The sequence below is a fragment of the Streptosporangium sp. NPDC050284 genome (assembly GCF_044459525.1).
In the GTDB taxonomy this organism is placed as follows: Bacteria; Actinomycetota; Actinomycetes; order Streptosporangiales; family Streptosporangiaceae; genus Streptosporangium.
Genome location: NZ_JBITIZ010000004.1, coordinates 392,410 through 418,028, shown reverse-complemented (window position 1 = coordinate 418,028; position 25,619 = coordinate 392,410). Strand labels below are relative to the sequence as shown.

General features: G+C 71.5%; 20 protein-coding genes. 11 read left to right on the top strand and 9 right to left on the bottom strand.

Annotated features, from left to right (window positions below; translation table 11 throughout):
- Positions 1-53 precede the first annotated feature (53 nt).
- Complete coding sequence (gene hisG / locus ACIBH4_RS12860; RefSeq protein ID WP_362514072.1) at positions 54-899, top strand: ATP phosphoribosyltransferase; 846 nt, start codon at positions 54-56, stop codon at positions 897-899.
- A 123-nt stretch (positions 900-1,022) separates the two neighbouring features.
- Here the strand turns inward: hisG and ACIBH4_RS12855 are convergent, their stop codons facing one another.
- The 3 genes from ACIBH4_RS12855 to ACIBH4_RS12845 form a co-directional block, all read right to left on the bottom strand.
- Complete coding sequence (locus ACIBH4_RS12855; RefSeq protein ID WP_362514075.1) at positions 1,023-1,871, bottom strand: siderophore-interacting protein; 849 nt, start codon at positions 1,869-1,871, stop codon at positions 1,023-1,025.
- A 50-nt stretch (positions 1,872-1,921) separates the two neighbouring features.
- On the bottom strand, positions 1,922-3,250 hold the full coding sequence (locus tag ACIBH4_RS12850; protein ID WP_362765043.1) for an aminotransferase class V-fold PLP-dependent enzyme: 1,329 nt from the start codon (positions 3,248-3,250) through the stop codon (positions 1,922-1,924).
- Positions 3,251-3,409: 159 nt separating this feature from the next.
- Positions 3,410-4,507, bottom strand: a complete 1,098-nt coding sequence (locus ACIBH4_RS12845) for an EAL domain-containing protein (protein WP_362514081.1) — start codon at positions 4,505-4,507, stop codon at positions 3,410-3,412.
- A gap of 131 nt (positions 4,508-4,638) precedes the next feature.
- Here ACIBH4_RS12845 and ACIBH4_RS12840 point away from each other — a divergent pair, with 131 nt between their 5' ends.
- From ACIBH4_RS12840 to ACIBH4_RS12815, 6 genes are all read left to right on the top strand, one after another.
- Positions 4,639-5,295 (top strand): acVLRF1 family peptidyl-tRNA hydrolase, encoded by a 657-nt coding sequence (locus ACIBH4_RS12840; RefSeq protein ID WP_362765045.1) that lies wholly within the window; start codon positions 4,639-4,641, stop codon positions 5,293-5,295.
- 332 nt (positions 5,296-5,627) lie between these two features.
- On the top strand, positions 5,628-7,226 hold the full coding sequence (locus tag ACIBH4_RS12835) for an ABC-F family ATP-binding cassette domain-containing protein (RefSeq protein WP_362514087.1): 1,599 nt from the start codon (positions 5,628-5,630) through the stop codon (positions 7,224-7,226).
- A gap of 114 nt (positions 7,227-7,340) precedes the next feature.
- Positions 7,341-7,556: a helix-turn-helix domain-containing protein gene (locus tag ACIBH4_RS12830; protein ID WP_030904785.1), complete on the top strand. Its 216-nt coding sequence runs from the start codon at positions 7,341-7,343 to the stop codon at positions 7,554-7,556.
- Positions 7,557-7,688: 132 nt separating this feature from the next.
- On the top strand, positions 7,689-8,492 hold the full coding sequence (locus ACIBH4_RS12825) for an enoyl-CoA hydratase/isomerase family protein (protein ID WP_362514092.1): 804 nt from the start codon (positions 7,689-7,691) through the stop codon (positions 8,490-8,492).
- Between the two features lie 274 nt (positions 8,493-8,766).
- Positions 8,767-10,641, top strand: coding sequence for an ABC transporter ATP-binding protein (locus ACIBH4_RS12820; protein ID WP_362514095.1), 1,875 nt, complete (start codon positions 8,767-8,769; stop codon positions 10,639-10,641).
- Positions 10,642-10,701: 60 nt separating this feature from the next.
- Positions 10,702-11,082, top strand: a complete 381-nt coding sequence (locus ACIBH4_RS12815; RefSeq protein ID WP_362765048.1) for a transposase — start codon at positions 10,702-10,704, stop codon at positions 11,080-11,082.
- A gap of 174 nt (positions 11,083-11,256) precedes the next feature.
- On the opposite strand, the gene ACIBH4_RS12810 is transcribed toward ACIBH4_RS12815, so the two are convergent.
- Complete coding sequence (locus tag ACIBH4_RS12810; RefSeq protein WP_362514102.1) at positions 11,257-12,144, bottom strand: sulfotransferase; 888 nt, start codon at positions 12,142-12,144, stop codon at positions 11,257-11,259.
- A 30-nt stretch (positions 12,145-12,174) separates the two neighbouring features.
- On the opposite strand from ACIBH4_RS12810, the gene ACIBH4_RS12805 reads away from it, so the two are divergent.
- From ACIBH4_RS12805 to ACIBH4_RS12795, 3 genes are all read left to right on the top strand, one after another.
- Positions 12,175-13,101, top strand: a complete 927-nt coding sequence (locus ACIBH4_RS12805) for an LD-carboxypeptidase (RefSeq protein WP_362514105.1) — start codon at positions 12,175-12,177, stop codon at positions 13,099-13,101.
- Between the two features lie 39 nt (positions 13,102-13,140).
- Positions 13,141-14,070 carry a hypothetical protein gene (locus tag ACIBH4_RS12800; protein ID WP_362514108.1) on the top strand — a complete coding sequence of 310 codons (930 nt, stop codon included), beginning with the start codon at positions 13,141-13,143 and terminating at the stop codon, positions 14,068-14,070.
- A 346-nt stretch (positions 14,071-14,416) separates the two neighbouring features.
- Positions 14,417-17,071, top strand: coding sequence for an Hsp70 family protein (locus tag ACIBH4_RS12795; protein WP_362514111.1), 2,655 nt, complete (start codon positions 14,417-14,419; stop codon positions 17,069-17,071).
- A gap of 114 nt (positions 17,072-17,185) precedes the next feature.
- Here the strand turns inward: ACIBH4_RS12795 and ACIBH4_RS12790 are convergent, their stop codons facing one another.
- The 5 genes from ACIBH4_RS12790 to ACIBH4_RS12770 all read right to left on the bottom strand — a co-directional run bounded on the left by ACIBH4_RS12790 (position 17,186) and on the right by ACIBH4_RS12770 (position 24,077).
- The gene (locus ACIBH4_RS12790) at positions 17,186-19,111 is read right to left on the bottom strand and encodes a dynamin family protein (RefSeq protein ID WP_362514116.1); all 1,926 of its coding nucleotides are present in this window, start codon (positions 19,109-19,111) and stop codon (positions 17,186-17,188) included.
- Between the two features lie 58 nt (positions 19,112-19,169).
- Positions 19,170-21,056, bottom strand: a complete 1,887-nt coding sequence (locus ACIBH4_RS12785; protein ID WP_362765051.1) for a dynamin family protein — start codon at positions 21,054-21,056, stop codon at positions 19,170-19,172.
- A 181-nt stretch (positions 21,057-21,237) separates the two neighbouring features.
- Positions 21,238-21,492 (bottom strand): hypothetical protein, encoded by a 255-nt coding sequence (locus ACIBH4_RS12780; protein ID WP_362514121.1) that lies wholly within the window; start codon positions 21,490-21,492, stop codon positions 21,238-21,240.
- A 170-nt stretch (positions 21,493-21,662) separates the two neighbouring features.
- Complete coding sequence (locus ACIBH4_RS12775; RefSeq protein WP_362765055.1) at positions 21,663-23,423, bottom strand: glycoside hydrolase family 15 protein; 1,761 nt, start codon at positions 23,421-23,423, stop codon at positions 21,663-21,665.
- Between the two features lie 9 nt (positions 23,424-23,432).
- Complete coding sequence (locus ACIBH4_RS12770) at positions 23,433-24,077, bottom strand: hypothetical protein (protein ID WP_362514379.1); 645 nt, start codon at positions 24,075-24,077, stop codon at positions 23,433-23,435.
- 75 nt (positions 24,078-24,152) lie between these two features.
- Here ACIBH4_RS12770 and ACIBH4_RS12765 point away from each other — a divergent pair, with 75 nt between their 5' ends.
- Positions 24,153-25,589, top strand: coding sequence for a PLP-dependent aminotransferase family protein (locus ACIBH4_RS12765; protein ID WP_362765057.1), 1,437 nt, complete (start codon positions 24,153-24,155; stop codon positions 25,587-25,589).
- Positions 25,590-25,619 lie beyond the last annotated feature (30 nt).

The following is a 25,619-nucleotide window of genomic DNA, read 5'->3' as shown; positions in this document are numbered from 1 at the left end:
GCCCGGCTCCCGGTCTCGTAGGCAATCTCGTCCACACGTAAGGAAATCCCGCCATGCTGCGTCTCGCCGTACCCAACAAGGGCGCCCTCACCGAGGGTGCCCAGACGATCCTCAAGGAAGCCGGATACCGCGTCCGCAAGGACAGCAAGGAGCTCGTGGTCGCCGACCCCGAGAACTCCTGCGAGCTGTTCTTCCTGCGGCCCAAGGACATCGCCGTCTACGTCGGCGAGGGCACCTTGGACGCCGGGATCACCGGCCGCGACATGCTCCACGACTCCGGGGCGCGGGTCGAGGAGATCATCCCGCTGGGCTTCGGCCGTTCCACCTTCCGCTTCGCCGCCAACCCCGGTGACTTCGACGCCGTCGCCGATCTCAAGGGCAGGCGCATCGCCACCGCCTACGCGGGCCTGCTGGAGGCATACCTCGCCGAGCAGGGCGTCGAGGCCCGGGTGATCAAGCTGGACGGTGCGGTCGAGACCGCGATCCGGCTGGGCGTGGCCGACGCCGTGGCCGACGTCGTGGAGACGGGCACCACGCTGCGCAACATCGGCCTGGAGGTGTTCGGCGAGCCGATCACCCGCTCAGAGGGCGTGCTGATCAAGGGGGTCGGCACCGAGGAGAGCGCGGGCCTGCGGCAGCTCATCCGCCGCCTGCAGGGCGTACTGGTGGCGCGCGACTACGTGATGATGGACTACGACATCCGCGCCGAGCGGATCGAGGAGGCCATCGCCCTCACCCCGGGCATGGAGGGGCCGACGGTCTCCCCGCTGCACCGGGAGGGCTGGGTCGCGGTCCGGGCCATGGTCCCGCGCAAGGGACACCAGCAGATCATGGACCAGCTCTGGGAGATGGGTGCCAAGGCCATCCTGGTGACCGCCATCTTCGCCTGCCGTCTCTGACCCGTCGTCCGTGATCTTCCCCGCCACGGGGACGCCCACCCCGTGGCGGTGTCGGTGTACCTGACAAAAACCGCATCGAGGCGGTCGAGCGGGCCCGCACCCAGGGCCGGCTCTGAGCGGGGTTCACGAGGAGAGCGCCGCGGCCTCCTCGGCCTCGATCCGCTCGTTCCACTCGCGCTTGGAGGAGCGCCACGCCTCGTCGTCACGGCCCAGGCGCCAGTAGCCCGAGATGGAGAGTCTCGCCAGCGGGATGCCGCGCTCGGTGCGCAGGTGGCGCCTGAGGTCGCGGACGGAGCCCGCCTCTCCGTGGACGAAGGCGTGCACGTCCCCTTCGGGGAAGTCGAGTTCGCGGACCGCCCTGACCAGCCTCTCGCCGTACCGGGCGGAACCCCGGTGCAGCCAGACGATCTTCACGTCACCGGGGGAGTCGATCCTCTGCTCCTCCTCGGGGCCCGCGACCTCGATGAAGGCCCAGGCGCGGGCGCCGGCGGGGAGGTTCTCCAGGGAGACGGCGATGGCGGGCAGCGCGCTCTCGTCCCCCGCGAACAGGTGCCAGTCCGCCTCGGGGTCGGGCGCGTACGCACCGCCGGGGCCGAAGAAGTGGACCTCCTCACCGGGCTGGACCCGCTCGGCCCACGGTCCGGCCAGGCCGACGTCGCCGTGGTGGACGAAGTCGAGCGTGAGCTCGCCCGCCTCGGCGTCCCAGCGGCGGACGGTGTAGGTGCGGGTGGTGGGCCACTGCTCGCGGGGCAGCTCGCGGACCGCCTCCATGTCGAACGGCCGGGGGTAGCTCACCCCGGCCGGGGCGAACAGCAGCTTGACGTAGTGGTCGGTGTAGCCGTCCGTGCGGAACCCGGAGAGCCCTTCGCCGCCGACCACGACCCGGATCATGTGGGGAGTGAGCCGCTCGACCCGCCGGACCAGGCCGCTCGTCACCTTCCGCGTGCGGCGTTCGGCTTTCTCGTCTGCCATCTGTCACTCCGTGGGGATCTAAGTTAGGTGAACCTAACTCGTACCATATGTCACCGGAGCGTGGCGACGGCCTTCACCGCCCGGTCAACCTGTTCGGGGGTGGTGACGATCCCGGTGCCGAAGCGCAGGTGGACGTCCCGGTACGGGGTGGCGCTGGTGATGATCCTGTGCTCCCTGCGGAGCCTGCCCACCGCGGTGGGGGCGTCCACGCCGTCGATAGCGCAGCAGATCAGGCCGGCCGACAACTCGGGGGAGACCGGGGTGATCAGGCGTACGTTGGGCAGGGCCGCGAGCCCCGCCTTGAGCCGGGTGGCCTGTTCGGCGATCCTGGCCGCCACCCGTTCCTTGCCGATGGCCCGATGGAAGGCGAACGCCTCGTCCAGCGCCCAGCGGTGCTCGAAGCTGTGGTAGCCGCCGGGGGTGTGCAGGAGCCCGCCCGGACCGTACGGTTCGTCGCCCGTCCCCGGGTCGACGGTCACGTTGGAGAAGCTCGCGACCACCGGTAGCAGCGCGTCCCAGGCCCGCCCCTTTCCCCACAGGACGCCGGTGCCCCGGGGTCCGAACAGCCACTTGTGGGTGCCGCTGGCCAAGAAGTCGCAGCCCAGTTCCTCCACCCCGTCGGCCGTCGCGCCCAGGCCGTGCACCCCGTCCACGCACAACAGAGCCCGGTCCTCGGCGTCTCTGGAGCGGTTGGCCTCGGCGACCATGTCGGCGATCGCCCTGACCGGCATCCGCACCCCGGTGCCCGAGTGCACCCAGGTGATCGCCACCACCCGGGTCCTCGGTGTGAGCGCGGCCTTCAGCCGGGAGACGATCTCGTCGGCGGAGGCTTTGGCCGGATCGTCGTACAGGCGGACCCTGGCGACCTTGGCGCCGGTCCTCGCGGCGAGCAGCCGCAGGCTCTCGTGGGTTGCGAAGAAGTCGTGTTCGGTGGTGAGCACGTCCTGACCGGGGAGCAGGCGCATGCCGCTGTAGAGCAGGCCCAGGCCCATCGTGGTGCTGTCGGTGAGGGCGACGTCGGGTGCGTCGGCGCCCAGGTAGGCCGCGGCGGCCTCGCGCACCGCCCTCTCCCTGTTCTCGCCGTGCAGGTAGGCGTCGGTGTCGGTGTCGAGGCCGCGCCGGTGCTCCTCGATCGCCCGCCGCACCTGGGCCGGGTGGGCGGCGAGGACGTAGGCGGCGAACTGGGCGTAGGAGGGGTCGAGCGGGAACTGGGCACGCACCGACTCCCAGCTGGCGGGGTCGAACGACGGAGGCCGCGATGCGGCGGGGGCGGCGGGTTCTTCGCCTGGGGTGCATCCGGACAGTGCGGCCCCGGCTCCGGCCAGGAGGCCCGCGCCGAGCAGCCCTCGCCGCCCGACCCGAGGTCCGCGCTCGCCCATCTGGCACCCCTAGCCGTCGTCCCGCCCTGTGCCCCTTCCTATCGTGATCATGCCCGTCTGCCAAGGGGGCGCGGTGCGATCGCGGCGAATATTCGGATCTACAATGTAAAGGCACCGGGCCGGATCGAAGAGATCGCACCGCCCGCGGACGCGACCTCCTCAGCTCTGCATGGCCGCGACCTGGCGAATCAGGTCGGAGACCCGGACGACGCCCATGCAGCGGCCCACCTCGTCGGTGACGACCAGGTCGTCGTAGACGCGCTCGGCGTCACGGCCGGCGACCTGCATGGCCGCTATGGCGGGGGTGGTCCTGGGAACCGTGCGGGCGGGGTCGGCCAGTCGTCCGGCGGCCTTCCTGCCGTGCAGGGCGTGGCCGAAGCGGCCGGCGATCGACAGCAGGAAGCGGCTGCGGTCGAGACTGCCCTTCGGGCGCTGGTACTCGTCGACGAGGATCACGCTGGTGATGGACGGCTCGCTGCCGAAGGCGTCGATCACGGCCTCGGAGGTGGCGTCGTAGGGGAGGGTCACCGCGGGCAGCAGGAACTCGTGGACGCGGGGCCCGAGGACTGCTCGGGAGGACTCCTGCTCGACGACCGGGAGCGGTACGTGCACCCGCCCCGACGGGCCGGGGACCAGCAGGGGCCCCTGGGCCAGCCGCACCCCCCAGCCGCGGATCGCGGAGAGCTGCGCCTCGTCCCTCACCCCCGGGGCCAGCACGTGCGCCCCCGTCCCCCGCGCGAGCCTCGCCAGGCCTTCGCCGATCGCGGCGCGGCGCGGGTCGTGGGCAACCTGGGCGATCAGGTCCGGTGAGATCACCGCCAGGTAGGGCGCCGCGTCGGCGACCAGGTCCAGCGGGACGTGCCCGGTGCCCAGGTCACCGACCGCGATGAGGTAGCCGATGGCGCGCAGGCCGTCCAGCCCGGTGAGCAGGGAGCGGCGCTCGAACTGGGCGAAGTCACCTCGCACGGTGAGGATCACCTCGCGGGGTCGCCGGCCTGAGGCGCGCAGGGCCTCGTGGAGCGGCGCGAGCGCGGCCGAGCCGCCGATCACCGCGGCCGCCGGCAGGGTGAGCACCAGGGGGAGCAGGATCTCGCTCGCGGCGACGTCGCGCACCGTCTGGACGGTGGAGGATATGTTTCCGCGGTTTCCGCCGTCGGCCTGGAAGGCGATGACGCCCCCGGTGTCGAGATCGACGACGGGCGTGACACCCGTGCCTGCCGCGGAGGACTGCGGGACGGCTCGCGCTCTGGTTGTCACGTTTCGAGCATGGGACATCCTTTGACGGCGCAAAAGTGACGCACTGTGATGTTCACCGACTTTTCGCCGTTCGTTGGACTTGACCGGGGAGATCGTGTGGTCGGCGAGGTCGGCCGGTAGTGTCGCGTTCCATGACGTCGCGACCGGCCAAGGGGGGAGGCCGCTGGGTCTCCGTGGCGCCCGAACGCCTGAACCGCTGGATCGACGGCTTCGTCGACCGGCACGGTCCGCCGAGTGTGACGGTCTCGGCCTCCGTCGTACGCCTCGAAGGCGCGGACGGCGCGGTCGCCGAGTGCCAGGTGCCGTTCCCTCCGCTCACCGGCGCCGGGGGTGGCCCGATCGCGCGCCTGGTCACCCACGTGCGCACCGAGCGCAGGATCGGCGTGCTGCTCGTACGGCTGGGCGGCTACGCGGCGGGCATCTTCCAGGGCGAGGAACTGCTCTCCTCCAAGGTCGGCTCACGGCAGGTCCACGGGCGCAGCGCGGCGGGTGGCTGGTCACAGCGGCGCTTCGCCCGGCGCAGGGAGAAGCAGGTGGACCAGGCGCACGAGGCGGCGGCGGAGGTGGCGCTGCGCGTCCTCGGCCCGCACGTGGGCGAGCTGGAGGCCGTCGTGCTGGGCGGGGACCGGCGCGCGGTGGACGCGCTGCGGCCCGACCGCAGGCTCGCCCCGGTCTTCGCGCTGGAGACCGAGCCCTTTCTGACGGTCCCCGATCCTCGGCTGGTGATCCTCAAGGACACCCCCGCCCAGTTCCGCGCGGTACGCATCAGGGTGAGCGACCCACTGTGACCGGGGCCGGCGTGGCCGGGCGTGCGGTGAGGTGGGTGCGGTGAGCGGCTCCCGCGTGAGCGGGCGTCGCGTGGAGGGACACTACGGGCCCCGTGGGGCGGGTGTGGTGACGGGGGCCGGTGTGAGCCGGTCCCGCTGGAGCCGGGGCTCGGGTAATCGTGGAGAAGCCGACCGGTGTCGCGCCGTACACTGATCGGTATGCGCACTCCCGATTGACCGTCGTCCCCATGAAGGCGAGACGGCCGAGCCGAGAGCCGGGAGACACAGGGCGCGGCGGGTTCGGCCACAGTGATGTGAGCCTGTGTATTTCCTGCTGGGAGTGTTCTCCAACCATGATCGTAGCTTCTGACATCGAATTGCGGGCCGGGGCCCGGTTGCTCATCGAGGGTGCGTCCTTCCGGGTGAACCCCGGTGACAAGATCGGGCTCGTCGGCCGGAACGGGGCGGGGAAGACCACGCTGACCCGGGTCCTCGCCGGAGAGGGATCGCCCGCCTCGGGCGCGGTCACCATCAGCGGCGAGGTCGGCTACCTGCCGCAGGACCCTCGCACGGGTGATCTGCACATCCTCGCCCGCGACCGCATCCTGTCGGCGCGGGGACTCGATCAGGTGCTGCGTGAGCTGCGTGAGGCCGAGCTCGGCATGTCCTCGGCCGACGACCGCACGAGGGACCGCGCGGTCCGCGCCTACGGGCGCCTGGAGGACCGGCTGCACGTCCTGGGCGGATACGCCGCGGAGTCGGAGGCCGCTTCCATCGCCTCCAGCCTGGGGTTGCCCGACCGGGTGCTCGGCCAGCCGCTCGAGACCCTCTCCGGGGGGCAGCGCAGGCGGGTGGAACTGGCCAGGATCCTCTTCAGCGGGGCGGAGACTCTCCTGCTTGACGAGCCGACAAACCACCTGGATGCGGACTCAATCGGGTGGCTTCGTGATTTTTTACGATCTCACCAGGGCGGCTTGATCATTATCAGCCACGACGTCTCGCTTCTTGAAGCGACGGTAAACCGCGTCCTGCACCTCGACGCCAACCGTGCGGTGATCGACACCTACAACGTCGGCTGGAAGGCCTATCTGACCCAGCGCGAGACCGACGAGAAGCGCAGGAGGCGTGAGCGCGCCAACGCCGAGAAGCAGGCCTCGGCCCTGATGTCGCAGGCCGACAAGATGCGGGCCAAGGCCACCAAGGCGAAGGCCGCGCAGGACATGCAGCGCCGCGCCGAGCGTCTGCTGTCGGGCCTGGAGGTGGAGCGGCGCAGCGACAAGGTCGCCAAGCTGCGCTTCCCCCAGCCGGCCCCGTGCGGGCGCACCCCGATCATGGCGGAGGGGCTGTCGAAGTCGTACGGCTCCCTGGAGGTCTTCACCGACGTCGACGCGGCCGTCGACAGGGGGAGCAGGGTCGTCATCCTGGGCCTGAACGGCGCGGGCAAGACCACTCTCCTGCGGATTCTCGGCGGCATCGAGGAGCCCGACACCGGCGCGGTCAAGCCCGGACACGGGCTCAAGCTGGGTTACTACGCGCAGGAGCACGAGACGATCGACCCCGAGCGCACCGTGCTGGAGAACATGCGCTCGGCCGGGGGAGAGCTCCCCGACGTGGAGCTGCGCAAGGTTCTGGGCTCGTTCCTGTTCACCGGAGACGACGTGGACAAGCCCGCGAGGGTGCTGTCGGGCGGGGAGAAGACGCGGCTGGCGCTGGCCACGCTGGTGTTGTCCGCGGCGAACGTCCTCCTCCTCGACGAGCCCACGAACAACCTCGATCCGGCGAGCAGAGAGCAGGTTCTTTCGGCGCTAACGTCCTATTCTGGGGCGATTGTGCTCGTCACGCATGATGAAGGTGCTGTAGAGGCTCTACGACCCGATAGGGTGATCTTGCTGCCTGACGGAGTTGAAGACGCGTGGAGCGACGAATTTTCCGATCTTGTGGCACTTGCCTGATCTTAATTTGAGCGGGTACGGATCTTTTCCCGTGGAGTAGGTAGCCGATCTCGCTGAAATGACTGATCATGGCGTGTGTAACGCTGCGGAAGTCTGGCACTACAGGAGGTACTCGTGGCCGAGACTCTCAAGAAGGGCACCCGGGTTACCGGGGCCGACCGTGAAAAACTGGCCTCCGATCTCAAGAAGCGCTACAGCGCGGGTGAGAGTATCCGCGCCCTGGCCGCTTCGACCGGTAGGTCGTACGGGTTCATCCACCGCATCCTGAGTGAGTCCGGTGTGACTCTGCGCGGGCGTGGTGGCGCCACCCGAGGCAAGTCCAAGCGCTGACCCCGCCTCGGAACGCGCGACCGCAGCCGCCGTCCCCCACGCTGACGCCGCCCCCGCCCGATCCTGTAGAACCTCATTCTGGGGAATCGATAGGCTCGGGCGAGGCGGATACCGAAGGCGGGAGAACAGGCGATGGCGGAAGCGATGTTCGGGGGGAGTGCGGAGGAGATCTCTCTCGAGGAGGTCGGTCTGCGCTGCGAGGTGGACGGCGAGATCGCGACGATCACGCTGGACCGTCCTGAGAAGCGAAACGCTCAGACGTTCGCTACCTGGTCGGCTCTGGCTCATATCGGTGACGGCCTGCCGCAGCAGGTGAGGGTCGTCGTGATCAGAGGTGAGGGGCCGTCCTTCTCCGCGGGGATCGATCTGAGGATGTTCACACCGGAGGGAGTTCCCGGGCAGGGGTCGTTCGCGTCCTCCGCGACACTCGACGAGGCTTCCTTCGCCGAGCGGGTGGCGTTGGCCCAACGGGGTTTCCTCTGGCTGAGGCGTCCCGACATCGTCTCCGTGGCGGCCGTTCACGGCCACGCGATCGGTGCGGGATTCCAGCTCGCGCTCGCCTGTGACCTGCGGGTCCTGGCGGACGACGCCAAACTGTGCATGAAGGAGCCCGCCCTCGGGCTGGTTCCCGACCTGACCGGCACCAAGCCGCTGGTCGACCTGGTGGGCCTGTCCAGGGCCATCGAGATCTGTCTGACCGCCCGCGTCGTGGGGGCGCGGGAGGCGGCCAGGATCGGCCTGGCGGAGCTGGTCGTCGCGCCCGGCGACCTGACACAGGCCGTGCGCGACCTGACCGACGCGCTGCTGGCGACCGACCGCGACGCCGCGACGGCGACCAAGCGGCTGCTTCAGGGTGCTTCGGGGCGCACGCTGGCCGAGCAGAGCGCGGCCGAGGCGCGCGAGCAGGCCAAGCGGGTCAAGGCGCTCTTCGGGTAGGCCGTCCCGTCCGCGGGGCGCTGACCGCGGCGTCCGTCCCACGAGGGTTCCCCGCCAGACCGGCGGTGCCCCTCTCGGGCCGAGGGTGCCCGCCTCGGGCCGACGGTGCTCGTCCTGGGGCCCGCGGCGCCTGTCCCGAACCTGTGGTGCCCGTCTTCGGCTCGCCGCGCCCGTCCCACGTCGGAGCGCCCGCCACAGGACGACGGTGTTCGCCCCGAGCTGACAGGGGAATGATCGCGCTTCTCCCGGTGCTCGCATCGGCAGAGGAGGCCGTATGGCGATGATGGGTGGGGGACTCGGTCCCCAGGCGATGTTCTCGTTCCGGCGTGACAGGTCGGTGACCAAGCAGCGTCTGGCGCCGGGCACGGTCAGACGCATCGCCCGCTACGCGCGACCCTTCTCGCGGCACATCTCCGCCTTCCTCGCGCTGGTGGTGGTCGGCTCGGTGATCGTGATCGCCAACCCGCTGCTGATGAAGGCGATCATCGACGACGGCATCATCCCCAAGCGCGAGGGGGTGGTGATCGCCCTCGCACTGGTCATCGCGGGCCTGGCGGTCGCCGACGGCGCGCTCACCCTGGCCCAGCGCTGGTTCTCCGCACGAATCGGCGAGGGCCTCATCTACAACCTGCGCACCGAGGTCTTCGACCACGTCCAGCGCATGCCCGTGGCCTTCTTCACCCGCACCCAGACCGGTGCCCTCGTCTCCCGGCTCAACACCGATGTCATCGGCGCCCAGCGCGCGCTGACCAGCACCCTGTCGTCGGTCGTGTCCAACGTGGTCATGCTGGTGCTGGTCCTCGGCGCGATGCTGGTGCTCTCATGGCAGATCACCGTCGTCGCCCTCGTGCTGCTACCGATCTTCATCTTCCCCGCGAAGTGGGTCGGCAGGAAGATGTCCGGGCTCACCCGCGAGCAGATGGAGCTCGACGCGGAGATGAGCACCATGATGACCGAGCGGTTCAACGTCGCCGGGGCCATGGTCGCCAAGCTGTACGGCCGCCCGGCCGACGAGGCCGCCGCCTTCGCGGGCAGGGCGGGGCGGGTGCGTGACGTCGGCGTCACCGTCGGCATGTACGGGACGGTCTTCCGCGTCGCGCTCGGCCTGGTCGCGGCGCTGGCCACCGCCCTGGTCTACGGCGTGGGAGGCGTGCTGGCCGTCTCCGACGTCTTCGAGATCGGCACCCTGGTGGCGCTCGCCGCCCTCCTGATGCGCCTGTACGGCCCCCTGACGAGCCTGTCGAACGTGCACGTGGACGTGATGACCGCGCTGGTGAGCTTCGACCGGGTCTTCGAGGTCCTCGACCTGAAGCCGATGATCGCCGAGAGTCCCGACGCCCGGCCCGTTCCCGGCGGCCCGGCCTCCGTGGAGTTCGACGGCGTCCGGTTCGGATACCCGTCGGCCTCGGAGGTGTCGCTCGCCTCGCTGGAGGCGGTGGCCCGCCCCGACACCGGGCCGGGTCAGGAGGTGCTGCGCGGAGTCACCTTCACCGCCCACCCCGGCGAGATGGTCGCCCTGGTCGGTCCCTCGGGCGCGGGAAAGACCACCATCACGGGTCTGGTCTCGCGCCTCTACGACGTCGGCGAGGGCGCGGTCCGCGTCAACGGCCTGGACGTGCGCGACGCCACCCTGGCCTCCCTGCACGACACCGTGGGGGTCGTCACGCAGGACGCCCACCTGTTCCACGACACCATCGGGGCCAACCTCCGCTACGCCAGGCCGGAGGCGACCGACAAGGAGATCTGGGACGCCCTGCGCGCCGCCCAGATATCCGACCTGGTCCTTGACCTCCCCGACGGCCTGGAGACCGTGGTCGGCGACCGTGGCCATCGGCTGTCCGGCGGTGAGAAGCAGCGGCTGGCCCTGGCGAGGCTGCTGCTCAAGGCGCCCAGCGTGGTCGTCCTCGACGAGGCCACCGCGCACCTCGACTCCGAGTCCGAGGCCGCGGTCCAGCAGGCGCTGAAGATCGCGCTGGCCGGACGCACCTCGCTGGTCATCGCCCACCGCCTGTCCACGATCCGTGAGGCCGACCAGATCCTGGTGGTCCAGGACGGCCAGGTGGTCGAGCGGGGCCGCCACGAGGAGCTTCTGGCCAGGGGAGCGGTCTACGCCGAGCTCTACCGGACCCAGTTCAGCCAGGCCTCCTGATGTCCGGCGGCGCGCCGCCGAGTGGATCTTCCGGTACAGATGGTGTTAGATCATAAGAACGTGGACGACCGGTTGAAACGCGATGACCTGACCGACGACGAGTGGGCACGGCTGACGCCGTTGCTGCCCGCTCACGCCCGGCGGGGAAACCGGTGGGCCGATCACCGCACGATCATCGACGGGGTGTTCTTCCGTAGCAGGACCGGCTGTCCCTGGCGCAAGCTGCCGGAGGCCTACGGCAACTGGAAGACCGTCTACAACCGGTACCGCCGGTGGTCGGTGGACGGCACCTGGGAGACGATCCTGGACACGCTGCGGACCGGCGGGGGGGCCTGCGAGGGTGCTCCAACGTCCGGCACCTGTTCCACGGCCGTCGCGGTCGCCGGGCGCCGGCCGGGGGACATCCGGCCCGGCGCGACATTCGAGATCCCGAACTGGTGACACGCGCCCCCAGGGACGTGCTGACCGGCCGGACGACGGCGACGGCAGCGACGGCAGCGACGGCAGGGTGCGGTCGTGCCCGGTCGGCGGCAGGAGAGGGCGCCGTCGGAGTTCGCACGACGCCTCCGGCCCACCCGGCCGGCGAGCCGAAGGCGTCCTCGATCAGGGTCGGCGTCAGGACGACGCGTAGCCCAGGCGGGTGAGCTCCTCACGGGCGACCTTGGACACCAGTTCGGCGTCCTGGCCGCGCAGGCGGGTGCGCCAGATACCGACCTTCGGCACGCTCCTGCCCAGCAGGGCGATCTTCGGGACCCGCGTCTCCAGGAAGTGGCAGAGCCCGTCGAGGGATTCGGCGGGGGAGGAGACCAAATCCTCGTAGCGCAGGGTGAGCAGCTGCTCTCGGGGCAGCTCCTGGTGGAGCGAGGCCGACAGCCGTACCGCGCTGCGCCAGCGCAGCGCGCACTTGCCCGCCGTGGGCATCGCCTTCCAGCGCTCGCGGTGCTCGCCGGAGTTGACGCCGAGGAAGGGGTTGGGAAACTCCGTCTCGTCGCTGAGCAGGGCCGGCTTGAACCACCTCAGGGACTCGGGGTCGGCCAGCATGTCGGCGGCCACGTCGCGGCCGTCCCTGATGAGCTGGACGAAGCGGGCGTCGGGGAAGGCCTGCAGCAGCACCGAGGCGCTGTAGAGCAGGTCGGGGCTCGCGTCTCCGAAGCGGACCACGGAACCCGGGGCCGCGCAGGGGCCCGCCCCGGTCACGCCGCCCGCCTCCCGGCAGGTGGGCGGGCACTCCCCGCAGGCGCCGGGGACGATCTGCCAGGACTCGGCCAGGGCGTCGCGGAGCACGCGGGTCGCGCCCATGCCCCGTCCCGCGATCGAGGGCCGCCGGGCGAAGGCGTAGACGACGTGCGCCACCGCCGCCCGCCCCATGGTGACGTGGAACCCGGGGGAGCGTTTCAGGGCGCGGGCCAGCAGATCCGCGCCGGAGTGCGGGGCGGCGAGCACGAATACCGGCCTGCGGACCTTGATGCCGTTGACCACCAGGATGTGGGGCGGAGGTCGCATATGAAAGCCCAGTGTGGCACCGTTTGCGGAGTGAACGAACCGGCTGCCGGGATACCGGTCCCGCCTCTGCCGCGTCCCGGCGACACGGTGGCGGTGGTGGCCCCGTCCGGACCTCCCGATTTCGAGCGGCTGGCGCGCGGCGTTCGCGTCCTGGAGGGGCTCGGGCTGAAGGTCGTCGTCGGCGCCCACACTCTCGACAGGGACCGCTACCTGGCGGGTTCCGACGCCGCCCGCGCCTCCGATCTGCTGGACGCCTGGTGCGATCCCGCGGTGAGCGCGGTGTTCTGCGCCCGCGGTGGTTACGGCGCGACCCGTCTTCTCGGCCACCTCGACTGGGACGCCATGCGGGCAGCCGGTCCCAAGGCGCTCGTCGGCTCCAGCGACATCACCGCCCTGCACAGCGCGTTCGCCGTGGAACTGGGCGTCGCCTCCTGGTTCGGGCCGATGCCGGCCTGCTCCACGATCAGCGACCCCGAGGGGCCCGAGCCGCGCACCTTCGAGAACTTCACGGCAGCGCTCGCCGGAGCCCCGCCGACGATCACCGGCGACCGGGTGATCGTTCCCGGCGACGTCACGGCGCCGGTCACCGGCGGCAACCTCAGCCTGCTGGCCGCGCTCTGCGGGACTCCGTACGCGCTGTCGGCGCGGGGCCGGATCGTCCTGCTGGAGGACGTCGCCGAGGCGCCGTACCGGATCGACAGGATGCTCGTCCAGCTGCTGCAGACCGGGGCACTCGACGGGGCCGCCGGGTTCGTCCTGGGGTCCTGGGTCGGCTGTGGCGATCCCTACCCGGTGCTGGAGGAGCTGCTCGCACCGCTCGGGGTGCCCGTTATCGCAGGGCTCCCGATCGGGCATGGAGAGCCACAGTTTTCTGTATTGCTCGGGACACTTGGTGCTATTGATGCAAAATCGTGCTCTCTGGCCTACTCAACAGGGGGCGTCGGCAAGGCACTCTAGGTGCGAACCTAGGAGGAAACCGGCAGAGGGGGCGCACGCGTGAGATTGTTCCGGCGGCACCGTGACCGGCGGACCGAGACGCCGAGGCGTCCGGTCGAAGAGGTCGATCTCGACTCCCTGCTCGCCCTGGTCGCGGACAATCTCGGCTACACCTGCTCCTTCGATCCCGGCGGCGGGACCCTCACGCTCACCGGCCCGCGCCGGGTCGTGGTGCGCCTGGCCGGGCTGCGCGCCGAGGCTCTCAGACGCTCCCGCGAGGACTGGCCCGTGATCGTCTCCGCGTACCTGTCCCACACCCTGGCCACGGTGGACGAGCCGTTCGACGCCTGCGACCTGGAGCAGGTACGCCCGCTGCTGCGCACCCGCATCCAGCTCGACGACGACCTCGATCCGGCCCGCGTGGTCGGGCGTCACCTCACCGCCGACCTGGTCGAGGTGCTCACCGTCGGTGACGGCGACGCCGGGCGCCCGGTCCGCCCCGAGGAGGTCGGCTGCTGGCCGATCACCGCGGCCCAGGCCCTCGACCTGGCCCTGGACAACGCGCGCGGGGACGAGCGGCTCTCGGTCACCGAGGGTGATCTCGGCGGGGTGGCCGTGCGCAGGCTCACCGGTCCCACCGAGGGCGCCGCCGCCCACCTGCGCAGGCTGGGCGACTACCTGCCGGTTCCCTCCGACGGGGTCCTCGTCGCCCTGCCCGACCCGGCGACGCTCGTGGTCCACCCGGTCGAGGGCATCGGCGTGGTCCGCGCGATCGAGCGGCTCCGGCTGTTCGCCCAGCGGGAGTTCGACATGCGCGCCGGGGCGCTCAGCCCCCAGGTCTACTGGTGGCACGGTGGCCGCCTCTCCCTGATCAGAGCCGACCTGGTCAGTCAGGGCGGGCAGACCCGGCTGGTGGTCGCGCCCCCGCCGGACTTCGCCCGCGTCATCGCCGCCCTGGCCGTCCGCCCCGACGGCGGCATCGGCGGCTGATTCCCGCGAAGACGGTCACCCGCGCCCGGCCCTTCGCGTCCCGAGGTCCCCTCGCGCCGCGGCGAACCGTGCAGGAGACGGAACCGGCGCGGTCGCGAGAGGATGGGGACGCGACCGCCCCGCCTTTCCGGTCCCCGAACGTTTCCTTTCGTGCTCCGACCGTTGTCGCCGGATGCGGAATGATGGGACCCGGATCTACGAACGCCGTCGGAACGCCGGTGTCAGGACGTGGAGACCCCGGGGGCGTCCGGTCTGCGAGGCGTGAACCCCCTCGCGCCGCTTGACCGCGACGTGAGGGGAGAGTCTCCGGTCGATCCGGCCGGGGAGAAGTTCAAAAGGAGTGGACATGGCGCAGTGGTGCCTCGGTGTCGATCTGGGGACGAGTTTCTCCGCCGGGGTGATGGCGGCGGAAGGGCGCTTCGACGTCCTGGAGGTCGAGGGAGAGCGGCGCATTCCCTCCGCGGTCATGCTGGACGAGCGGGGGACGCTCGTGGCGGGCAGGGTCGCCCAGCGGGGCATCGCGACCAATCCCGAGCGTGTCGAGCGCAACCCGAAGCGCTATGTCGGCCGGAAGCGGATGTTGCTCGGAGGCGTCCCGGTGGACGTGGCCGACGCCCTCGCGGCGCTGCTCGAACCGTTCGTCAGTGAGGGGCGTCGGCGGTTCGACGGCGCCGACCCCGACTGCATCGCGCTCACCCACCCGGTGGCCTGGGGCGTCGACCGCAAGGCGGTGCTGCTGGCGGCGGCGAGGAAGGTCGTGAGCGGGGTGCGGATCGCGCTCATCGACGAGCCCGTGGCCTCGGCCCGATACTTCGCGTCCGCGGGGCGGGCGGTCGGCGGGTCACGGCTCGCCGTCTACGACCTGGGCGGCGGCACGTTCGACGCGGCCGTCCTGACCGTGGACGGCGGTGACTTCGCGGTCGTCGGCGAGCCGGGAGGCAGCGACGAGATCGGCGGCGAGGGTTTCGACGAGCAGGTCTTCGCGTTCCTCGGCGCCCAGATCGAGCGGATCGACGCCGACTGGTGGCAGCAGGTGACGACCAACCCCGAGCGTCGCTACGTCAGCTACGCCGCCGACCTGCTCAAGATGGCGAGGGAGGCGAAGGAGACGCTGTCGAAGTTCGACACCTCCTCCCACTACGTGGTGGGCATCAACGAGGACGTGCACATCACCAGGGCCGACCTGGAGGATCTCATCGGCGAGGACATCCGCAGGACGGTGGACATCCTCGACGAGACGATCCGCGGCGCGGGGGTCGAGATGGACGAGTTGGCCGCGGTGTTCATGACCGGCGGGCCCAGCAGGATGCCGCTGGTCCAGCAGGCCGTGCGTGAGCGCTTCGGCGAGCGGGTCAGGACCTACGACGACCCGAAGATCGTGGTCGCGTACGGCGCCGCGCAGCTGGCCTGGAAGCTCAAGGTCGAACACCGTGAGCCGGGCAAGGGCTCCGCTCCCGTCACCGGCGGTCATCCGGTTCCTCCCGGCGCCGGGCGGCTCTCCGGTACGGGGCAGCGGTCCTTCCCCGGCCCGGTGGCGGATTCCCCGGTCCTCGCGGGTGGCGCTGCCCTCGGGGCGGGTGGCCACCGGCCTTCCGAGGCGTCGGTCGCCGTCCCGGCCGCGGCGCAGCGGGCCTTCACCGGCCCGGCGAGCGGTGCCACCGGGGACCATCGGGTGCTCGCCGGCCCCGAGGGCAGCGCCACCGGCGGCCACCGGGCCGTCACCGGCTCGGCCGCGGGTGCGGGTGCGGGGGGCACGCTGGGCGGGCCCACCGTCCAGGGGATCGAGAAGGTCATGGACGCCGTGCTCGATGCGAGGGCGGAGGCGGGCAGGGTCTTCGTCCACCAGGCATTCGACAGCGGCCACCTGCTGCGCAGGCTCGACGGTGCCGGGGGTCGTCACGACAGGGAGTTCCGCTTCGGCAGGCTCGTGGAGTGGGCCGCGTCCGGTGAGGGCGTCGTGGCCGTGGAACAGGTGGGGCCCGCGCAGGTGCTGGTCCGTACCCTCACCCCCGACCTGGCCGTTCGCGCCACCCACCCGGCACAGATGTGGGACGACCCGACCGTGATCGTTCACGGCCGTACGGCGTGGGTCTTCTTCCACTCCCGGCAGCCCGTCCCGGTCGACGCCACGATGGGCCTGCCCTGGGGGGAGACCGGGAGCCTGGCCGTGATCGAGCTCGACCTGGGCGGGACCTTCGCGTTCCAGGCCCCCCAGCCGCGCGAGCTGGGCCCGTACGCCCAGTGGTTCCTCAACGAGGACAACAGGCTGCGCCGGCTGCTCGACCAGGAGGCTCCCAGCGGCAGCGAGCCGTCGCCCTCGGTGGGCGCGCCGGGCTGCACCGTGGTGCTCGGGCAGTTCAGCAGCAACAAGCCGATGTTCCAGAACCGGCACCAGGACTTCAGGCCGTGGCAGGTGTTGTGCCTGGTCGACCCCGGCGGCGTCGTACGCCCGACGGTGCGCGAGCCGGGGCGGAGCTGGCTGCATCAAGTGGTCCTGCATCGAGGCAGGTGGTTCACCTCCGGCTCGGCGGGGCTGGAGGCCGACACCGCCGACGGCAGGACCAGGCTGATCATGCCGCGGCCCCGGGGCGGCGCGCTGCGCTGGTTCCCCGCGGGCGATCAGATCTACGCGGTCGGCACCGACCAGGTGAGCCCCGCGAGGGGCTGGTCGGTCGGGATCTTCGACCAACGCTCCCAGACGCTGGAGTTCCTGATGGGCAAGCAGTCGGCGACCCTGGCCGGTCACCTCACCTCGCGGCATCGCTGGGAGCGCCCCAGGTTCGTCGCCGACGGCGACTCGATGTGGATGACCATGCTGGACGCGGGGCGCAGCAGGCTGCTGCACATCACCCCGGCGGGGGCGCGGGAGGTGCACCGCACGCCGGGGGTGCTCGAGCCGGTCGCCCGGGTTCCCACCGGCCTGCTCTGCCTGCACCGCCCCGCCGACGCGACCGGCGCCACCCGCGACCAGCCCGCCACCCTGGTGCACCTGCCGCTCTGATCGTTCGCGGCCCTCTGCCGGACGGGACGAAGACCGCTGCGGCGTCGTCGTTCCGGCGGCCGCCGGACGGCGGGACAGGCCCCGGCCGCGATCGCGCGACCGGGAGATGACCGGTCAGGTCGCGGCGGGCACCGGCCGTTCCGCGCCCAGGGCGGCCACCGCGGTGGCCAGTTCCCTGCGGAGCTCTTCGCCGCGCTTGGTGAGGGTGCCGATCGCGGCGATGCGATCCTCGCCCGACTTGCGAGCCTTGAGACGCTCGGCGGCCGAGCGGGCGGAGGCGGACTTCAGCTCGGCCCGCCTGGTCTCCAGCTCCCTGCGGCGCCGTGCCAGGCTCTCGTCCGCGGTCTGCTCGACGCCCACCCGCCAGGTCGCCACCATCCGCTCCAGGTCGAGCGTCATCTCCCTGGCGACCACCGAGAACTGGTCGCGCAGCGCTCCCCTGATCGCCGCCTGGCTGCGCTGCACCTTCTCCATCGAGCGCCGCCCCATGAAGATGGCCGCCCCGATGGCCGGGGCGACGAGGATGAAGCCCACCGGGCCGAGCAGGGCCGTGGCGAATCCGCCCAGGGACAACCCGATCGAGGCCGAGGGCAGCACGTCACGGACCAGATCCACGCTGCCGGGGTCGTCCGCGGCGAGGTCGCCCCTGACCTGGACCTGCGACAGGCTGGGCATCGCGCGCCCGTCGGTGGCCAAATCGACCGGGTCGAGGCCGAGATCGCGGGCGAAGGCGTCCAGCGTGGTCCTGGACAGCTTCTCCACGTCGTAGACGATCTGCGACCACGCCGCCTCCAGCGAGCGCTGCACGCTTTCCGGTAGTTCCGCCATGTACTGGTCGATCTGGGCCTGCTTTTTCAGCGTGGCGATCGTGTTCTCGTACGGCTGGCGGATCTCGGACACCCGCGCCGCCACGATGCCCGCCACCTCGCGCCCGAGGAAGGTGTTGGCCACCGCGCCCGCTCTGCGGCGCCCCGCCAGCTCGGCGAGCTCCGCCAGGCCGGCGTCCACCTCGGCGAGCCGGGCCGTGACGTCGCCCTCGTCGTCGGAGCCCGCGGCGACGTCGTCCTTCGCGCCGGTCGCGAGCGAGGCCAGCACCGACAGCGCGGCGGCGACCACCGTGGCGCCCCGCGCGGAGTCCCTGCCCTCGGCGAAGCCGCGCAGGTACCGCTCCAGCACGTCCATGCCACTGCGCGCCCGCAGCGTGTCGGCGCGCTCGGTGCGTCCCTCACGCCGCTTGGCCTCCGCGGCCTCGGCGAGCTTGGCGCTCACCGGGATCCACGGCGCCTCCAGGAGTGGGGCGAGCGTCGCCGCCCTGCGGGGGTTCGCCGCGATCGCCTCGGTGACGAAGGTCGCGAGGCGCGCCTTGTTCTCCTCCTGCAGAGCGCGCCAGTTGGCCGAGTCCTCCACCTTCGTCAGGACGAACGCGATGGCCTGAACCCGTTCGGCGGCCTCGGCGAGGAACTCCAGCTCGTGCCTGAGCACCGGCTGGTCCTGCGCGCTGAGCGTGAACAACAGCGCGTCGGCCCGTTGCAGCATGGCCACCGTCACCTGCCGGTGGCCCACCGTCAGGCTGTCCACGCCGGGGGTGTCGAGCAGCCGCAGGCCGTCGAGCAGCGGGTTGTCGAGGGTGATGTCGACGCTGACGACGTCGCGGCGCTTGCCCGCGTCGCCGCGCATCGAGGCGTAGTCGGGGATCGACTCGATGGTGATCGGCATCTGGACCGGCCCCGCGTCGGTGCCGCGGTGCACGACGGCGGCGAGCCGGGGGCCGCGCCGCAGCGACAGGAAGCAGTTGGTGGCGACATCGGCGTCGACGGGCAGCAGGTCGGGGTGGGACACCAGCGTGTTGAGCAGCCGGCTCTTGCCGCGCTTCTGTGCCCCGGCGACCACGATGTCGGTGCACTCGTCCTTCCATCGGCCCGCGCACGCGGCCAGCACCTCCGCGAGGTCCTTCCTGCCGCACTGCCCGGCCAGCGCGTGGACCTCGTTGGCGTAGCGCAGCAGCCTGGCCACGGGGCCTGCCGGGTCGGGGGTCGTCATGGTCGGTCTCTCCTGTCGAGGATGGTCGGGGGTCGCGGGGGATGGGCCGGAGCCGTACTCAGGAACCGTCGCCGTAGTGTGACCAGATGGTCTCGTACGCCTCGCACAGCGTCTCGGCCGCCCGTCGCTGCCGCAGGGAGAGCGGCCGGTGGGTGAGGGTACGGAACCGGGCACTGAGGGCGGCGGCGTACCCCGCGACCTCGGCGCGCGGTGCCCCGGGCGGCGCCCCGAGCTGGGTGGCCAGCTCGGATCCGGAAAGAAGGAGTTCCAGTGCCCGCCGGTCGTCGGCGGGGACCATGGGGGAGGCCCGCAGCGCCTCGATCGCGGCGGGGTCCACGCGGACCACCGGGAGCGGTTCGCCGCCCCCGGCACCCGCGGAGGACGCCCGCCCGTCCCGCGCGGACCCGCTCGACGCCTCCTTTGGAGCCGCCTCCTCCAGAGCCACCTCGTCCAGCGCCGCCGAGACGAGGTCCTCCAGGACGGTCAGCACGTCCCTGGCCCGGTGCCCGCCGGTCCTGCCCTCGCTCATCATGGCGAGGGTGCGCCAGCGCATCGCCGCCGCCGTGGCCGCGGCGGCGATCTCCGCGGCCGGGGCTCCCGCGGGCAGGCCCAGCTGCTCCGCGGGGTCGTCGTGGCGGGCGAGACGCAGGAGCTCGGCGGTCATCTCCTCGTCCAGCACGAGCGTGCCGCGGCCGAGCGCCTCGGCGGCGGTGAAGATCCGCAGGCCGCCCAGGGAGGTCGCGATCGGCCGGTTCTCGTCGAGCTGGGCCGCCAGCGCGTCCAAGGTGGCGCGGTCGGCCCCCATCGCGGGTGTGCGGGCGATCGCGCGAAGCCGGGTGAGCGCGTCGAGTGCCTTCAGCTGGTCGGCGCGGCGGGCGAAGTGGGTGATGCCCGCGGCCACCGAGCCGGTCGCGGCCCGGCCGGCGGAGGAGTAACCCGAGCGCTCCAGCAGGTGGGCGGAGAGCGCCTCGGGGTCGGCGGTGCCGGTCGCGCGCACCGCGTCCACCGCGCTGGTGATGCCGTAGCGGTGCAGCCGTTCCACCAGCCGGTGCCGCACCTCGGCCGGTACGGGCAGCTCGGGCGCCGAGCGGAAGTCGTCCAGGTCCAGGAGGTAGTCCTCCAGGTCGTCCTCGTCGAGCCCGGCCAGCGCCGTGAGGGCCTCGGCCTCCTCGGTGTCCAGCGGGTGGGCCCGCGCGGTCTCGGCGAGCAGGCCGATCACCGGGACCACGTCGAAGACGGAGGTGCGCAGGTCCGCGTACCCCTTGGCGGCCAGCCGCCTCGCGGTCGGCCACGGGTCGCCCTCGTCGCCGCGCCGGTCGATCTGGCCGAGCACGGCGAGGGTGTTGACGCAGCTCATGCCGCAGGCGTCGGTGAGCCCGCGGAACTCGGCGAGGGTGGTGTCGTCGAACTTCTGGACGTAACGCAGCACGTAGATCATCGCCTGCGCGCGGTCGTCCTCGTCTCCCGAGCCGAACAGCATGCTTCTGGCCGCCCGCTCGTTGGCGGCCGTCACCGTGTTCATGCCGGGGGTGTCGACGATGGTGATCGTGCGCAGCGACGGCAGATTCAGGGTGACCCGCAGGCGTCGGATCCCGGCCACGTCGACGCCGAACTCGGAGGGGAGCCGATGCCCCGGCAGCAGCCGGGAGTGGGCCACCCCGCCGTCGGTGAGCTCGATCGTGATGTGGCCGTCGTCCTCGCCGTACTCGTACTGGGTCACCACGAAGGTGCACTCGCCCGCGTCCACCGGGGCGACGGGCAGTCCGAGCAGGGCGTTCACCAGCGTCGACTTGCCGCTGCTCACCGCGCCCGCCACCGCGACCCGCAGCGGGGCGTCGAGGCCGGCGCGCACCTGCCCCACCCGCTCGCGCAGCTCGGCGCCGGAAAGCCTGGCCGAGGTGGTGTCGCACAGGCGGCGCAGCAGGTCCGCGGGTCCGGTGTTCACACCTCACCGTCCCGGCCGCCCGGCGTGTTCCCGCTCTCGGCGGGCGTCGCCCGAACCGGGAACGGGGGAAGGACCGCGGGTCGCGTCCTCATCGCAAGCCTTCCTCGTCGGCCCGCCCGTGTGACCCGGATCCGGGTCCCCTCGCGGTGAGATCACACGGGCTCGTGCCGTTCTCTTTCGGTCAGACGGTCGGGAAGGGCCCCACGGTCTCGGTGTAGTCGGCGACTCCGTCGCCGTTCAGGTCGACGCGGGTCTCGTCGATGTAGCCGTCGCCGTCGTGGTCGAGGTAGACGACATCGGTGACGCCGTCACCGTCGATGTCGTAGCGCTCCTCGTCGGCGAGACCGTCACCGTCGACGTCGATCAGCTGGGCGTCGGTGCTCCCGTCGCCGTCGTAGTCGACCAGATCAGTGGTGGTCACGTCGAAATCGCTCATTGGTTCGTTCCTTTCCGGTGGTGTTACATCGGGTGAGAGTCACGATCGCACCGGATTGTTGCAGCCAGATCCCAGATTTCTTAGCAAATTTCCGAAAAGTCGGCTGCCTGTCATGACTTATTCGGACTAAGAGGGATGAAGTGGGATGAAAGAGTCTGGGTGTCGTCGGCTCAGCTGAGCGCGCGGGCGGCGTGGATCAGTGGAACGTGGCTGAACGCCTGCGGGAAGTTGCCGACCATCCGGCCGTATCGGGGGTCGTACTCCTCGGCGAGCAGGCCGACGTCGTTGCGCAGGGCCAGCAGGCGCTCGAACAACTCGACGGCCTCGTCCTTGCGGCCGATCATCGCGAGGGCCTCGGCCAGCCAGAAGCTGCACGCCAGGAACGCGCCCTCACCGCCGGGCAGGCCGTCCACGTCGTTGTCGGGGGAGACCGGGTAGCGCAGCACGAAGCCGTCGACCATCAGCTCGCGCTGGATCGCCTCCACCGTCCCGACCACGCGGGGGTCCTCCGGGGGCAGGAAGCCGACGATCGGGATGAGCAGCAGGGACGCGTCCAGCTCCTGCGAGCCGTACGACTGGGTGAAGGTGCGACGCCCCGGGTCGAAGCCCTTGTCGCAGATCTCGGCGTGGATGCGGTCGCGCAGCTCCTTCCAGCGCGCCAGCGGGGCGGACTTGCCGAAGGACTCCACCTGCCTGATCGCCCTGTCGACGGCGACCCAGCACATGACCTTGGAGTGGACGAAGTGCCTGCGCGGGCCGCGGACCTCCCACAGCCCCTCGTCCGCGTCCTCCCAGTGCTTCTCGACGTAGGAGATCAGCTCGTACTGGAGGGTCCACGCCCGATGGTCCGCCTCAAGGCCCGAGACGCGGGACAGGTGCAGGGAGTTCATCACCTCGCCGTAGACGTCCAGCTGGAGCTGGTCGACCGCGCCGTTGCCGATCCTGACCGGCCGGGAGTTCTCGTAGCCGGGCAGCCAGTCGAGCTCCTGCTCCGTCAGCCTGCGCTCCCCCGCGACGCCGTACATGATCTGCAGGTCCTGGGCGCGGCCCGCTATGGCCCGCAGCAACCAGGACCGCCATGCGCCCGCCTCCTCCAGGTATCCGGCGCCGATCAGGGCGTCCAGGGTCATGGTGGCGTCGCGCAGCCAGCAGTAGCGGTAGTCCCAGTTGCGGACGCCGCCGAGGTCCTCGGGCAGCGAGGTGGTCGGGGCGGCGACGATGCCGCCGGTGGGGGCGTACGTGAGCGCCTTGAGCGTGATGAGCGAGCGGACCACGGCCTCGCGCCACGGCCCCTGGTAGGTGCATCCCTCGACCCACTCGGCCCACAGCGAATCGGTCTCGGCCAGCTGCTCGTACGGGTCGATCTCGACGGGCCTGGGTTCGTGCGAGGGGTGCCAGGTGAAGACGAACGCCATGCTGTCGCCCTCGGAGACCTCGAACTTCGCCCGGTGGGCGTAGTCGCCGCCCTCCAGCGGGACGGGGGAGTGCAGCCACACGGAGTCGGGCCCGCCGATGGCCTGCAGGAGGCCGTCGCTGCGGCGCACCCAGGGCACGATGCGGCCGTAGTCGAAGCGGACGCGGATCTCGGTGGCCATCCGTACCGTCCCGGACACGCCCTCCACGATCCTCACCAGGTCGGGGTTGGTGTGCCGGGTGGGCATGAAGTCGGTCACCCTGACCGTGCCGTCCGGGGTGTCCCACTCGCTTTCCAGGATGAGGGACTCGCCCCGGTAGCGGCGCCGGGTGGCGCGCGGCCGCTCGGCGTGCGCGGGACCGATCCACCACTGGCCGTTCTCCCTGTCGCCGAGCAGCGCCCCGAAGCAGGAGGGCGAGTCGAAGCGCGGCAGGCAAAGCCAGTCGATGGAGCCGTTCCGGCCGACCAGGGCCGCCGACTGCATGTCGCCGACGAGAGCGTAGTCCTCAATCCACATGCCTTGACGCTAATGCCTCCGCACGGTCCATGGCGGCCTCCGGAAAAACCGGGCGCCCGGCCGCGTCCTGGGCATGAAGAACTGGGTCAGCGGCCCGATGGCGAGGGCGAAGACCAGCGTTCCCACCCCCACGGTCCCGCCGAGCAACCAGCCCGCCACCAGCACGGTGACCTCGATGACGGTGCGCGCCAGGCGGATGGACAGACCCAGGCGGTTCAGTCCGGTCATCAGGCCGTCGCGTGGCCCGGGGCCGAGCCCGGCGCCGATGTAGAGGCCGGTCGCCGCACCGGTGGCCACGACGGCGAGCAGAAGGTAGATCCAGCGCACGGCGAGCGCGTCCGGGGCCGGTAGCAGCCACATGGCCGCGTCGGCGAACAGCCCGAGGAAGACGACGTTGCTGAGGGTGCCCACTCCCGGTCTCTGCCGCAGCGGGATCCACAGCAGCATGACCAGGGCGCCCACGATGATGATCCAGGTGCCGATCGAGAGGCCCATGTGAATGGAGAGCCCCTGATGGAAGACGTCCCAGGGGCTGCCGCCCAGCCGCGACTCGATCTGCAGGCCGACACCGACACCGTAGAGGGCGAGGCCCGTGTACAGGCGGGTGAGCCGGTTGGGAAGGGAGGCGAGGGTGGACAGGGAGAGTTCGCTCATGATGGCGTTAATCGTCCAGTCCACGCGGCCGGATCGAAAGGGCCAATTTCGAGAAGTGGTTTTATGATGGCCGCCATGGACCGGTATCTCAGCGGTACCCAGCTCGCCCGCCTCCTCGCGATCGACCCCGCCGCCAGGCCGTACTACCGGGTCCTGGCCAGGACCGTGCGGTCGCTGGTCCTCGACGGGCGACTGCCCGTGCGGGTGCGCATGCCCGCCGAGCGGCACCTCGCCGAGGCCCTGGGCGTCAGCCGCACCACCGTGACCTCGGCCTACGACCTGCTCCGCGAGCAGGGATACCTGGAGAGCAGGCAGGGGGCGGGGAGCTGGACCGCGCTGCCCGACGCGGGTTCGCTGGGCGCCGACAACCCGTGGATCGCCGCCGTGGACGACGGGCTGCTGCCGCTGCACGCCGCGGCCCCGAGCGCGATCTCGTCGCTGCCCGACGCGATCGCCGCCGCAGGCGGCCAGTATCCCCGCTACACGCTCGGCATGGGCTACGACCCGGTCGGGATCGCTCCGCTGCGCCAGGCGATCGCGGCCCGCTACACCGCGCGCGGGGTGGCCACCCGGCCCGAGCAGATCCTGGTCACCGCCGGCGCCCAGCAGGCCATCCACCTGGTGACCGCGATGCTGCTCTCCCCGGGAGACCCGGTGCTGCTGGAGTCGCCCACCTACCCGCACGTCATCAGCCTGGCGAGGATGCGCGGCGCCAGGATCGTCCCGGTCGGCGTCCCCGACGAGGGTTGGCGTGACCTGGACCTGCTGACCTGCGCGATGCGCCAGTCGGCCGCCCGCCTCGTGTACGTCATCCCCGACTTCCAGAACCCGACCGGGCATCTGATGGACGACACCGCGCGGGCGGCCCTGGCCGCCGCGGCGAGGCGGTACGGCACCACCCTGGTGATCGACGAGAGCTGGAGCGAGCTCGCGATCGACGAGGGGCCCGGGGTCACGCCGCTGGCCGCTTTCGACACCGACGGCAGAGTGATCACCATCGGCTCGGCGTCCAAGCTGTGGTGGGGCGGGTTGCGGATCGGCTGGATCCGCACCACCGCCGCCACGGTCCGTCATCTGGCGATGCTCCGCGCCTCCGTGGACATCGCGACCCCTCTCTTCGAGCAGCTGGTGGTGGCCAGGCTGTTCGAGGACATCGAGGAGGCCAGGACCGAGCGGGCCCGTCTCCTGGGCGCCTCCAGGGACGTCCTGGCGGCCGAGCTGGCGGCGCGCATGCCCGACTGGAGCTTCACGATGCCAGGAGGCGGCGGCTACATCTGGGTGCGGCTCTCCGGCCCCACGGCCACCGCGCTCGCCGACGCGGCCGCCTGCCAGGGGGTTCGTCTCGCCCCTGGCCAGTGGTTCGGCGTGGACGGCACCCTGGAGGGGAGACTCCGCCTCCCCTTCACCCATCCGCCCCAGGTCCTCGTCGAGGCGGTGCGGCGCATCGCCGAGGCCAGGATCAGGGGCGCGTACGGCACCCGGCCCGCCGAGCCCCTCACGCCGGCCCTGTGAACGGCCCCGTGAACGGCCCCGTGAACGGCT

Bases quoted from the DNA above. Each gene is read 5' to 3' on its own strand.
- ACIBH4_RS12765 (WP_362765057.1), top strand. From the start codon at position 24,153: ATGGACCGGTATCTCAGCGGTACCCAGCTCGCCCGCCTCCTCGCGATC.
- hisG (WP_362514072.1), top strand. From the start codon at position 54: ATGCTGCGTCTCGCCGTACCCAACAAGGGCGCCCTCACCGAGGGTGCC.
- ACIBH4_RS12790 (WP_362514116.1), bottom strand. From the start codon at position 19,111: ATGACGACCCCCGACCCGGCAGGCCCCGTGGCCAGGCTGCTGCGCTAC.
- ACIBH4_RS12820 (WP_362514095.1), top strand. From the start codon at position 8,767: ATGGCGATGATGGGTGGGGGACTCGGTCCCCAGGCGATGTTCTCGTTC.
- ACIBH4_RS12855 (WP_362514075.1), bottom strand. From the start codon at position 1,871: ATGGCAGACGAGAAAGCCGAACGCCGCACGCGGAAGGTGACGAGCGGC.
- ACIBH4_RS12825 (WP_362514092.1), top strand. From the start codon at position 7,689: ATGGCGGAAGCGATGTTCGGGGGGAGTGCGGAGGAGATCTCTCTCGAG.
- ACIBH4_RS12770 (WP_362514379.1), bottom strand. From the start codon at position 24,077: ATGAGCGAACTCTCCCTGTCCACCCTCGCCTCCCTTCCCAACCGGCTC.
- ACIBH4_RS12795 (WP_362514111.1), top strand. From the start codon at position 14,417: ATGGCGCAGTGGTGCCTCGGTGTCGATCTGGGGACGAGTTTCTCCGCC.
- ACIBH4_RS12850 (WP_362765043.1), bottom strand. From the start codon at position 3,250: ATGGGCGAGCGCGGACCTCGGGTCGGGCGGCGAGGGCTGCTCGGCGCG.
- ACIBH4_RS12780 (WP_362514121.1), bottom strand. From the start codon at position 21,492: ATGAGCGATTTCGACGTGACCACCACTGATCTGGTCGACTACGACGGC.
- ACIBH4_RS12840 (WP_362765045.1), top strand. From the start codon at position 4,639: ATGACGTCGCGACCGGCCAAGGGGGGAGGCCGCTGGGTCTCCGTGGCG.
- ACIBH4_RS12775 (WP_362765055.1), bottom strand. From the start codon at position 23,423: ATGTGGATTGAGGACTACGCTCTCGTCGGCGACATGCAGTCGGCGGCC.
- ACIBH4_RS12810 (WP_362514102.1), bottom strand. From the start codon at position 12,144: ATGCGACCTCCGCCCCACATCCTGGTGGTCAACGGCATCAAGGTCCGC.
- ACIBH4_RS12835 (WP_362514087.1), top strand. From the start codon at position 5,628: ATGATCGTAGCTTCTGACATCGAATTGCGGGCCGGGGCCCGGTTGCTC.